At 49.1% G+C, this 12,850-nt stretch carries 6 protein-coding genes; 1 reads left to right on the top strand and 5 read right to left on the bottom strand.

Translation table 11 applies throughout. The features are described from left to right. Positions 1-212: 212 nt before the first annotated feature. On the bottom strand, positions 213-500 hold the full coding sequence (locus RQP52_RS24760) for a hypothetical protein (protein ID WP_315954314.1): 288 nt from the start codon (positions 498-500) through the stop codon (positions 213-215). Positions 501-719: 219 nt separating this feature from the next. Between RQP52_RS24760 and RQP52_RS24755 the strand changes: the two genes are divergently transcribed. Further along, positions 720-2,477, top strand: coding sequence for a glycoside hydrolase family 2 protein (locus RQP52_RS24755; RefSeq protein WP_315954313.1), 1,758 nt, complete (start codon positions 720-722; stop codon positions 2,475-2,477). Positions 2,478-2,511: 34 nt separating this feature from the next. Here RQP52_RS24755 and RQP52_RS24750 read toward each other — a convergent pair whose 3' ends face one another. The 4 genes from RQP52_RS24750 to RQP52_RS24735 all read right to left on the bottom strand — a co-directional run bounded on the left by RQP52_RS24750 (position 2,512) and on the right by RQP52_RS24735 (position 12,839). Continuing rightward, complete coding sequence (locus RQP52_RS24750) at positions 2,512-4,194, bottom strand: DUF11 domain-containing protein (protein WP_315954312.1); 1,683 nt, start codon at positions 4,192-4,194, stop codon at positions 2,512-2,514. After that, the gene (locus RQP52_RS24745) at positions 4,191-10,901 is read right to left on the bottom strand and encodes a hypothetical protein (protein ID WP_379171643.1); all 6,711 of its coding nucleotides are present in this window, start codon (positions 10,899-10,901) and stop codon (positions 4,191-4,193) included. Before RQP52_RS24745 ends, RQP52_RS24750 begins: the two co-directional genes overlap by 4 nt. A 149-nt stretch (positions 10,902-11,050) precedes the next feature. Next, positions 11,051-11,806, bottom strand: coding sequence for a class I SAM-dependent methyltransferase (locus tag RQP52_RS24740; protein WP_315954310.1), 756 nt, complete (start codon positions 11,804-11,806; stop codon positions 11,051-11,053). Positions 11,807-11,963: 157 nt separating this feature from the next. After that, positions 11,964-12,839 (bottom strand): carbohydrate ABC transporter permease, encoded by an 876-nt coding sequence (locus RQP52_RS24735; RefSeq protein WP_315954309.1) that lies wholly within the window; start codon positions 12,837-12,839, stop codon positions 11,964-11,966. Between the last annotated feature and the right edge of the window lie 11 nt (positions 12,840-12,850).

Raw genomic sequence — 12,850 nt, 5'->3', positions numbered from 1 at the left:
CTATAACCGCAAACGAGTTCATAGCTCCCTCGGCTATGTTTCGCCTGTTCAGTTTGCGGCGACCTTTTCAGAAACTGCGTGATCGTCACTTAATGATGTGTTTACTTTCTTGACAGAGGTCCACTATTTCGCCAATTTCACGCAAAAAACATGACATGACGGCTGAATAAGGGCCTGTAGTTCCCACTCAGAGAGGAAATGCGTGTTTCGCTTCAAATAGAGGCCTCCAGTTCCCTAAAGATTCCCCTTATCCGAATCCCCATGGAAATGCTAAGCTTGCCCACGGTAATCTCGCTCGCCACACCCGCCGCAAAACCTGCACTCCAGCAGTTCCCGTCATCCCGCCGCTTCGCCGCACACCTTACACGCCAGTCGCCCTCACCGTACACCCCGCAAACACCGCAAACCCCGCAAACCCCGCAAATCCCGCAAATCCCGCAAATCCCGCAAATCCCGCAAATCCCGCAAATCCCGCAAACCCCGCCACCCGCCGAACACAAACCACATACCCACAGTACTCATTTAAAATTGGCGAAGAATCATGAATCACGCGTATGACAGAGCAGGCCGTAGGCACGGCACGCATGCATTTATAATAACTTAAAAGTTAATTGAATAACACGTATTGACAGAAAATGAGCTTGGGATGATAATAGTCTTAGTTGTGTTGGACTTATTTAATTAACTTATTAATTAACTTTATGGAGGTAGCGTTACCCATGACGAATCAACCCCGAGCAGATTACCCAAGGCCACAATTTGTACGAGACAGCTGGATGAACCTGAATGGCGAGTGGGAATTTGAATTTGATGATGACCGCGTAGGCAGCAAAGAGAAGTGGCATTTAGGGAACAAAGCGTTATCCAAAAGGATCCAGGTGCCTTTCGCTTTTCAAAGCAAATTAAGCGGTATTGGCAGCAATGAATTTCATGATGTTGTCTGGTATCGCAGAGATTTGGTGATTCCGGATTCCTTTGCAAATAAGCGGATTTTGCTCCACTTTGGAGCTGTTGATTATGAGGCGTCCGTTTGGGTGAACGGCACTTTGGTTGCTACGCATGAAGGCGGGCATACGCCGTTTCACGCGGACATTACCGATGCTCTTCAGTCAGGTACGAATAAGTTAGTTGTTAAGGCCGTTGATTACAGCAAAGACGTGACGCTGCCTAGAGGGAAGCAGTACTGGCTCTCGGATTCAGCGAGCATTTTCTATACGAGAACGACTGGCATTTGGCAAACTGTATGGATGGAAGCGGTAAGCGCCGATGCTTATTTAGATAAAGTGAGAATTACGCCGGACATTGATAATAAACAGGTGGAATTGCAATTTTTCATCGAAGCCGCCAAAGCGCATGAGAAGCAGCAGGTGAAGGTTGAAATTTCTTTTAAAGGCAAACTTGTTTCTGAGGACACGTATTTGTTGAAAGACAGCGTTGGGACAAGAGCGGTTCGTCTGAATGATTTTAATGATCATGGACTTGGCGGTTGGTGGACGCCGGAGCGTCCGAATTTGTACGACGTGACTTTTACACTGCTGGTCGATGAACAACCTGTTGATCAGGTGACGAGTTATTTTGGGATGCGTAAAGTGTCAATCGAGAATGGCAAGCTTTGTCTCAACAACCGTCCTTATTTCCTGAAAATGGTGCTGGACCAAGGTTATTTCCCAGATGGAAACTTGACGCCGCCGAGTGATGAGGCGATCAAACAGGATGTGGAACTGACGAAAGCGATGGGCTTTAACGGAGCACGTAAGCATCAGAAGCTGGAAGATCCTAGATATCTGTACTGGTGCGATCAGCTCGGACTTGTTGTCTGGAGCGAAGCGGCTAACGCTTACGAGTACACGGAAAAGTATGTAGAACGGTTTACGAAAGAGTGGCAAGCCTCTGTCGATCGCGATTACAACCATCCATCCATCATTGCATGGGTTCCTTTGAATGAAAGCTGGGGAGTTCCTAATATCCAGATCGATAAAAGGCAGCAGCAGCACGCGCTGACGATGTATCATTTGACCAAATCGATTGATTCGATGCGTCCTGTTATCTCGAATGACGGTTGGGAATTGGTGAAAACGGATTTATTCGCGATTCACGATTATGAATGGCGGGAAGAGGTCCTGACAGAGCGCTACAGCACCAAAGAGAAGGCTGTTCATGCAATGCCGGCTAATCGCCGCCTGTTTGTCGAAGGTTTCCCATATGAGAATCAGCCGATTCTAGTTACAGAGTTTGGCGGGATAGCGTATAAGAAAAGCGAATGGGAGGGCTGGGGATACTCAGGCGCAGAAAACGATGAAGATTACGAGCAAAAGCTGCGCGCCGTCATTCGTCCACTTCTGAACTCCGGCGTTGTTCAAGGCTATTGCTATACGCAATTAACGGATGTGGAACAAGAGATTAACGGTTTGCTCACGTATGATCGGAAACCGAAAATTCCGGTTGAACTGATTAAAGCAATCAATGACCGTAAATAAAAAAAGTCGGGGCGATGAGATGCCCCGGCTTTTTTTATTCTTCCGCCTCCTCAATTCGAATAACTACTTCATTGGACAACGCCGTTCCCGTATGAACAGGTTCATTTACCTGATACACATATTTGGCGGATGCTCTTAGCGGAATGCGTTTGGCATTCGGTCTAAGAACAATTGTCGCTGAATATGTGATTTCGGTTGTGGCTTGTGGCTGGAGGACTCCAAGCGATAAAGGTTGAGATGAACTCAAGATTTGGTTCATCGGATTGCCGTTGATTCGCAGGGTACCGGCGTTCAACGTAGTCAAGGGAGAAATCCAATCGTGAAGAAACACGCTGCCTGCAGCAAGATTGCCTGAATTGGATACTTGAATCCTGTAATGGACAGTGGATTCAGGTTCCGCAATTAAAGGATTTGCAAAAATTACGATGGTTACAATCGGTCGCAGCAATTCGACGCTTACCGTATTGGACAGCACATGATCAGAGACAACACGATCATCCGGCAGACGGAAATTAAATAATACGTCGGTATGGCTGGTTAGCTCGGTCTGTTCGGCGGAAATGGCAACGGCGTTGACCGTAACTTGGAACGTGACCGCCATTTGGTTTTTTGCCGGCAATTGCCCGACATACACAGAGCTGGGTAACAGCGAATTGCCATATGGAGATCCATTCACCATCAAGCTTCCCAGCACGTAGGAGCTGCCTTCAGGGATGAAATCGGACAGCCAAATTTCAGCCGCAATATTGCCTTTATTTGCAACGATTAAGGAATAGGTCAAGGTATCGCCCAGAGTAGCCTTTGGCTGCAGGACGGACTCGACAACCGAAATCGCAGGATCGTAAACCTCCAATGAAATTGAGTTGGATGTCATTTTTTGCTTGTAGTCTCTGAGGTGTAAGACAAGTTCCGCGTCATTCACGATGCATCCGGATGAGGGGGCATGGGTAATGGTGACTTGGAACTGTAGAGATAGAGTCGCATACGCGGGCAGTTCGCTAAGTGAAATGCCTTCCGCAGGATTTGCTGACGGGTAGGAAGTATGCCCGATTTTTACGCTGCCCATAACGAAACGAACGCCGGCTGGCAGCCGATCTATAAAAAGCATTTTGTTAATGGATAAGCTTCCTTCATTTTTGATGGTGAATAGAAACGTGACGGTATCGCCGACAAAAGTATAGCGTTTATCCGCGTGTTTCTTAAAGTTGACTTTCGTTTCTTCAAAAGGAATGATGACGGTATTCGACTTTGAACTCCCTGTTGCAGATCTACCTCCCGCTGTATGGAAGGTATAGGTTGCCGTTGCTTGATTTTTGAGTTGTGAAGAGGGATGAAGCACGACGACCTGGAAGTTTACTTCGATGTGCTGGCCGATATGAATCGTCCCCACATAGATGCCCTTATCGGGTTCGGCCATAGGCATGGGGACGCCATCCACGATGACGCTGTTAGGAACTAACGAAGTCCCGTCCGGCATGGTGTCAAAAAGGGTAACTTGTGCATCCAAGTTACCCTTATTGGCTATTGTCAAGGAGTATGTTACGACTTGACCAAGCACGGCTTCAGAAGTATTCGCCTTTTTTCGAATCGTAATGACGGGACCAACCACTGGGGTATCTACGGTGTTGGAATAAGCGTGGCTGGTCAAATTACCTGAACTGAAACGGACGACAGATTGATTAATTAAATGTTTGGGAGGTTGGGATTCGGCCGTCATACGACCGTCACCTCGAAAGTAACGGTAACAGATGCACCTGCAGCAATGGTGTTGAGCGGAACGCCTGTACTTGGATTCTGGCCTGGTCTAGCGCTGCCATTAACCGTTACACTGTCTGTGACGAATACAGTTCCAGTTGGGATTGGATCTGTTAGAACAACATTGTTAACTGCTTCTATGCCACTATTGGTGACAATTACTGTGTACGTAATTGTATCGCCAACAATCGCGTCAATTACATCGGAGCTTTTTACTACTCTAACGTCTGGCGAGGATACTGGAACCACGAGTGTGTTGGATGCAACGGAACCTGACAGTACCCGGCCATCTGGTGGCGAGTAGGTGTAGTTGGCGGTTGCCGTGTTCACTAATTGCTGCGGTGACGGTAAGAACTCAACGGTGACGGCGAGCGAAATTTTCACAGTAATCGTATCGCCAGGAGGGATTGTTCCGGCATTGATACCGGTAGCTGGATTAGCGCCAGGTTGAAGTTGACCGTCGACAATTACGCTATTAGGGACAAATTCGGCTCCTGCCGGAATGGTGTCGAAGACAGTTGCAACGGCAGGCAGATTCCCGGAATTGTGAAGCGTAAGCGTGTAAACGATCGTATCGCCGACGGTGGCATTGGTTGTATTTGCGCTTTTGATGAGAGCGATAATCGGTTGATAAACCGGTATGATGACTGTGTTGGAGAAGGCGGATGCGGCAAAAGCTCCGCTCGTAAAGCTGACGGACGATTGATTCGTAAGCAGCCCGGATAACGGCAAGGTGTTAACGGTGACTTTGAAAGAAACTGCAACGGACGCGCCCGGCTGAATGGTGCCAAGCGATATTCCTTTGGTTGGATCAGCGGTGGATACCGGAGTGCCATCGATGGTAACGCTGCCTGGAACGAAGCTTGTGGAACCAGGAAGCTGATCAAAGAATTGAACATTATTGATGGCCGCTATGCCATTATTGGACACATTAGCTAAATAAGTGATCGTATCGCCGACTACGGCATCGGTAGCAGTTGACAATTTCCCGACCGTGACATTCGGAGCGGATACCGGAATGGTTACGGTATTGGAAACAGCTGAACCTGTAATAACCCGACCATCAGGCGGACTAAAGCTGAAGTTTGCCGTTGCCGTATTTGTTAATACCTGCGGATTCGGCTGCGAGGTAATAACAACAGCAAATGTTACTGTGTTAGTAACACCGGGTTGTGCAGTGAATGGAATGCCTGTAGTAGGATCTGCGCCTGGTTGGGTGATTCCGTTTAGTACAACAGAGTTCTGCTGGAAAGTGGCTCCGTTAGGAATGGGATCAACTAACGTGACACTGGCTGCGTAGTTTCCGGAATTACTGACTTTTACCGTGTAGATAATGAGATCGCCAATTGTGGCATTGGTGGAACTTGCCGATTTGGCTGCAGCAAGAATAGGTTGATAAACCGGCGTTGTAATCGTGTTGGAGAAGGCAACCGCCGAGAAGGCGCCGGAGGTAAAGCTGACAATACCTTGGTTGCTTAACTGTGCTGGATCAGGTAGGGCAACCACTCTGACATTGAACGTGATGGTAACCGTTCCTCCAGCTGCGATAGTACCAAGCGCAATCCCGGATATTGGATTTGGCGGCACAGGTGGTGTTGGCGCTCCGACAATGACGACGCTGCCTGGAATAAACGCTAAGCCGGATGGGATCGGATCCGAGAAAACAACATTGCTAACAGGTTCAATCCCATTATTCGTAATGACAATCGTATAAGGGAGAATATCATTGACTACGGCATCCGTCACGGTTGTGCTCTTCACAACGCTGACGTTAGGCGAAGACACGGAAATCGTTACGGTATTCGACGTGGCAGAACGGTTGAATGGTCGGCCGTCCGGTAGTGTGAAGGAGTACGCAGCCGTTCCCGTGTTGGATAGCACCTGCGGATTCGGCAAGGTGTTGATCACGACAGAGAAAGAGACAGGAATCGTGGCACCTGGCTGAACGGAACCGATATCAATCCCCGTTGAAGGGTCAGCACCAGGAGCGGGCGTCGTTCCAACGAATACGCTGTTTGGCTGAAAGGAGGTGCCGGCTGGAATGGTATCCGTTAGGATGGCAGAAGCCGCATAGTTACCTGTGTTAGAAACATTCAGCGTGTATACGATGGTGTCCCCGACGGTTGCATTCGAAGTGCTTCCGGCTTTTAGAACACCAATGACAGGTTGGTAAACGGGTGTTGTTATGGGATTTGAGAAGGTTGTGCTTGAGAGTGCGCCTGATGTGAACGTTACCGCAGATTGGTTCGTTAATTGTTCTGGAGTCGGCACAGAGGTAACGAGTACATTGAAAAGCACGGTGACCGTTGCTCCAACTGCGATCGTTCCTAACTGAACGCCTGTGGCCGGGTTTGGAGGAACAACCGGCGGTGGAGCGCCGATAATGACGACACTGCCAGGAACAAACGTGCCGCCCGCAGGAATTTGATCCGTGAATATGACATTGTTGACGGGGGCAATCCCGCTATTCATGATGGACGTGCTGTACGTAATGGTATCGCCTACGGTTAAAGCGGTAGAAGTCGTACTTTTCGATACGGTTACGTTTGGCGAAGAGACCGGGAACGTAACGGTATTCGATGTAACCGAACGAGTGATGATACGACCATCCGGCGGGGTGAACGTGTATGTAGCCGTAGCGATGTTGCTGATCGTTTGCGGGCTGGGCAAAGTTTCAATCAACACGGAGAAGGTTACTGTCTTAAAGGTGCCGGGCGCGATGGAACCGGCATTAATTCCTGTTACGGGATCTGATCCAGGCTGAGGCATCCCGTCGACTTGCGCACTATTCGCTACATAAGAGGTTCCTGCAGGAATCGTATCTGTGACAACGACATTCCCTGCAAGGTTGCCTGTGTTCGACACAACGATGCTGTATAGAACAGTATCGCCGACAGTTGCGCTGGTGGTGTTGGCTGTCTTAACAGCCGTGATATTCGGTTGGGTAACGGGCGTTATGACATCATTGGAGGATGATGACCCTGAGAAGGATCCCGATGTGAAGCTGACCGAAGATTGGTTAATGATTTGTGGCGTTGGCATTGTGATTTTCACCTCAAAAGTCACGGTAGCCGGGTGGTTAGGCGCCAGGGTACCGATTGGAATACCGGTCGACGGATTGGTATTCGGCAATGAAATGCCGTTTACAATGACGCTTCCGGGAATAAATGAAGTGCTCGGATCGGCAATGCTCGTAAGTATTACATTATTGACGTTCTCGACGCCTTGGTTGGTAATGACGCTGGTATAGGTGACGGTATCTCCTTGAACGGCAGAGCTGACGTTGCTGGTGGTCATCACTTTCACGTTAGGAGCTGAAACAGGAATGGTTACCGTGTTTGAAATGCCGGACCCAGAGAGCGTTCGGCCATCCGAGAGCGTAAAGGTGTAGGCTGCGCTAGCCTGATCGACCAATTGCTGCGGAGTTGGCAGGGAAGTTACCGTCGCTTCAAAGGTAACGATTTTCTTTGCACCCACATCAAGCGTACCGAGCGGAATACCGCTCACAGGGTCAACGCCTGGCAGAGGAGCGTCATTGATGATAACGCTGTTCACGAGAAACGTCGTGCCTGCGGGTATATTATCCGTTAACGTTACGTTGGCAGGAGAACTGCCGGTATTGCCCACCTCCAATTTGTAAACAACGATATCGCCGAGAACTGCAAGCGTCAGGTTGGAGCTTTTGACAATGGATAAGATGGGCTGCTGAATTTGCGTGATAACGCTGTTCGAGAAAGCCGCTCCAGAGAAAACGCCGGAGTTAAAGCTTATGCTGGCGTGATTCTCAGCTTGCACTGGCGTGGGAACCGAAGTGACGGTTGCCCGGAAAATGACCTGTGTTGTGGCGCCGGCCGCAATGTTTCCAATTGAGAAGCCGGTATTCGGGTCCGCCGCAGATCTTGGCGCACCGTCTACCGTCACGCTTCCAGCTTGGAACGTAACTCCGGCTGGCAGAGAATCCTGCAAGGTGACGCTGCTGACTTGAACAACGCTGCTGTTCGTGATGTTGAGCGTGTAAATCAGTGTTTCACCGAGAGCCGCATACGATAGATTAACTGCTTTATTTACGACGACATTGGGGGCGGATACGGGAATATCCGTCGTATTTGACACGGCACTCCCATTTAGCGTGCGTCCGTCAGGTGGTTGGTACGTGTAATTTGCCGTTGCTTGATTCTGGAGTCTTGGAGGTGACGGCAAGTTCTGTACGACGACTTGAAACTTAATTTCACTCGTGCCGGAAGGCGGAACAGCCCCTGTTGGAATACCAACAGCAGGATTCGCGCTCGGACTGGAAACGCCATTTATTGTAACACTGCCTATCACAAACGTGGTGGATGGTGAGATGGTATCCACGACCGTTGGTTGAACAGCGATATTACCTTGATTGCGAACCAGAAGTGTATAGGTCAGCGTCGCCCCAACGGTGACGTTCGTACTATTCACACTTTTGGTCACAGAGACAACAGCTTGAAACACGGGTGTCGTAATCGTATTGGTTAGGGTAGTTCCCGTAAAAGTACCGGAACTATAAGAAATAGATGCCTGGTTGCTTAATTGATTGGAAGTGGGCAAGGAAACGACATTGACCTGGAAGGTGACAGTGACCGAGCTGCCAGCCGTTATGGTACCTACAGCAATGCCGCCGCCAGGGACTGAACTTGGCCTCGAACTCCCTCCAACGACGACGGTGCCGGGCACAAAAGTTGCGCCTTGCGGTATGACGTCCGTGAGGATGACATTCGTCACACTTTCTACACCTGAATTCGTGATCACCGTACTGTATGTAAAAGTATCTCCGACAACCGCGTCGACAACATTAGCGCTTTTGACAGCACCAACACTTGGCAAACGGACGGGGATAGTCACGGTATTGGAGCCGGCGGTTCCCGAGATCGTACGACCATCAGGCGGTTGAAACGTGTATGTACTATTCGCTGTATTCACGAGCTGCGGCGGAGACGGAAGGGAATTGATCAGTACATCAAAGGTGACCGTGGATGTTCCGCTGGCTGCTACAGTGCCAATGTTTACACCCGTGACCGGATTGGCGCCAGGAACCGTGACACCGTTCACTTTGAAACTGTTCGCAACGAAAGATGTTCCAGCTGGTATGTTATCGGTAACGGTCATGACGGCACTTCTATTCCCGGTATTCGCAATTTGCAGGGTATAGGTGACCGTGCTACCGACAGAACCGTTCGCCGTGCTTGCGGATTTCACAATCGCAATCTTTGGCGAATAAACCGTCGTCGACACCGTATTCGATGGAATGACGCCTGAAATAATGGAACCGCCTGCGACGCTTTGAAATGTGAAGGCGGCATTTGCCGTATTCGCAATCGTTTGCGGATCCGGAAGACTCGTGACCGTAGCTTTATAAGAAACAGTGATAGATGAGCCAAAGGCAAGGGAGCCAAGAGGCGCGCCTGTTGTAATATCGTAGGTCGGCCGTGATACGCCTGCTACGATGACACTGCCAGCTACGAAGGTTGAACCGGTAGGCAAGGCATCGGACAACACGATACTGGCGGCGCTGGCCGTCCCTGAGTTGGTGGTCGTTACCGTGTAAGTGATGGTATCGCCCACGACCGCTCCGGTTACATTGGCACTTTTGGTCACACTAATTTTGGGTGCGTTAATATCAACTTGAATGGCATTGGCATTGACAACATATGCGTCCCCAGAAGTTGTCAATTGCAGGATGGCGGAGGATTGATTGTTCGTTAACCGTGCGGAGACATCTACGTTCGTAATATCCCAGCCTTGACGGCCTCCGCTAATGTTCGATCCGGGAGCTCCGTTGATTTGGTTGAGTGAGCCGAACGTCCCAGTGGTGTTAAGCTGCCCTGCATCGTTATTGATCTGGGAAGCAAAAAAGTTAGCGGCAAAGTTATTCGGTCCGGATAACGCGACGAGTGAGGCCGTTGTAGGCCCGAACAACGCCTGATCGCCCGTACGGTTAGCATCACCTTCCTGGGCGCTGAAAAGCGCTCTACCGCCTAGTGTGCCTGTTACCGGTGTAGCGAATCCAGTAATGGTCGTGTTCACAGGAGGAGAGGTAGACTGTACGAGTACGGCACCGACTCGCAATGACATGTTCCGGAAAGGCAGGCTCGTGTTCTGGTAAATAACGGCCAGCGTCCAACCGCAATGGTTGGCTGTCGGATCACCGGCAACGACAATCGTACCAGGCACGCTTCCTATGGTGTAAGTACCGCCCATCCCTTGCTGCACCTGAGTCGTGACATTAGCTGTGCGCACATAGCCGAATGCACCGCTGCCCAAGTTAAACTCATTCTTCGTTGCATCATCAGGCGTGATGTTAAACGTTGCTGCTGGTGTCGTAAACGAAACCGGATTGTTAATCACAGCGCTCAGGTCAACATTGCCGTTGATATAAGATCCGCCCCAGATCAGTTCTGCATAAAGTACGGTGCTTCCTGCAGGAATGGTGAGAATGGCAGATGAATTATTCGAGGTGTAGAGATTGGTCGTGCCTGCGGGATATGTTCCGAATTTCAGCGCGGTATTCACCGTCGTGAAAGCACCGATGCTGTCTTGTGTTCCCGGTTGGCCTACCGTATCGGAGCGACTTAAGCCAAGTGTATTTCCGGTGAACGTGATCGCGCCAGTCGCGTTGAGTGTGGACCTGACGACGAGAGCTATGATCGTCACCCCCTAGATTTTGAACCGTCCGTTAGATAGCTGGAGGAAGTTCGCTGTGATGAATGGTGAATTTAGGCCGATGGTTACATGGTATGATGTGAAATAGAAAACATGATCAGAAAATATAAAGTTTAATTATGATGTCAAATTTATATAGGTTTCTTTTTGGGGCTACGGGGGATTGTTTTGGTTGATTTAACAGGCTTATGGCTATAGAAGTCCATAGCTGGAGGGGGAAACGATGTAGGCGTTTCTGGTACGGCTGCTTCCACAACTACTGTAGGGGCAGGCTGTCTTAATGCTTCGGCCCACTGAGGTTCACGGTATTGCTGATTGCACATCCATAGCCATTCGTCGACAGAGAGTTCTTTTTTTACAACAACGAATTGATACATAATCTCACTGACGACATTCGGCTGGAGCTGGAGCAACAAGTCCAATTCGTCCTGCTCATATAGCGGAGGGCTAAAGGGAGATTCATAGAAAAACTCCATCTTCAGCAGCCGGAAATCAAATGGGACAGAGCTGCCTGTATAGCTGGGGACAATGGGGCTGAGGGGACTGCCTGGGGGCTGATGGAAATGATTGGTGAAATAGCGGGGCGTATATTCATCAAATTTTTGCTTAAGATGGGGATTGGACATATGGCGAAAATGATGGGCGTACGGAGATAAAATACAGACGATCGCTTTGTGGACACAAATTCGGTACAGCTCGGACATGACAGCCAGGAGATCGTTTACATAAGGCAGACTGCGGCTGGCCATGACCATTTCAACGGAATGATCGGGCAGCGGAATACCGTCATTGATATCGCAAACCATGTCCACTTCCGGGCCGCCAACGCGATCGATTCCATAAAAATGCCTATGTTTATGCTCGCCGCATCCCAGATCAACTTTCATGTAGGCCTCTCCTCTCAAATGAGCAATACTGTGACCCTATAGTGTATGGCCAAGTTTCACACAAGAAACTGCTGTTGCCTAAAGCATTCAAAAGTAAACGAAAAAACAAAAACGCCGCACCTAGGAAGTAGGTGAACGGCGTTTTCATGCTGTGATTTTACCCTTTGACAGCGCCAATCATGACGCCTTTGACGAAATACTTCTGTACGAATGGATACAGAATAAGAATGGGCACGGAAGCTACCATGATCGTTGCATATTTGATCGTTTCCCCAATTTGAAATTGATCGGCTGCATTGGCACCGGTTGACATGGAGTCGGTGTTATTCGAAATGAGAATTTCCCTTAACGTGAGCTGAAGCGGATACAGGTCTCGATCCTTCAGGAAGATGGAGGCATAGAACCAACCATTCCATTTCTCAACGGCATAATAGAGAATCATAACAGCAATAACCGGCATGGAGAGCGGGATAATAATGCGGAATAAAATGACGAAGTGATTGGCTCCGTCCATTTTCGCAGATTCCTCAAGGCTTTCAGGTACGGCCATGAAGGCTGTACGCATGATGATCAAATTGAAAGTGTTAACGGCAAAAGGTAGAATCGTAGCCCATAAAGAGTCGATTAAGCCCACGCCTTTGACCACTAAGTAGAGCGGAATGAGACCGCCGCTGAAAAACATCGTAACGACAACGATGAAGATAAACACATTGTTCCACATCACATTTTTACGCGAAAGCACATAAGCCCCTAAGGATGTAACGATGAGGTTCGTTGTGACCCCGAATATGAGGATGAAAAGTGTGTTTTGATAACCTTTGAGAATCGCAGGGTTTTTAAATACGCTTTTGTAAGCTTCAATGCTGAAACCTAAAGGCTTGAACAAAAACCCTTTGTGGGTAATCAACTGCCCTGCATCACTGATGGAAGCGAAGGTGACGTAGAGAAGTGGATACAACGTAATGACAACGAGTAAAAGCAATACAATGTGGTTGACCGTAGTAAATACTTTGTCTGAGTAGCTGGTTTTCACTTCAGTCCCTC

Origin of the sequence: Paenibacillus violae (assembly GCF_032461945.1) — a bacterium.
GTDB lineage: Bacteria > Bacillota > Bacilli > Paenibacillales > NBRC-103111 > Paenibacillus_E > Paenibacillus_E violae.
This window is presented reverse-complemented; position numbering and strand designations above follow the sequence as displayed.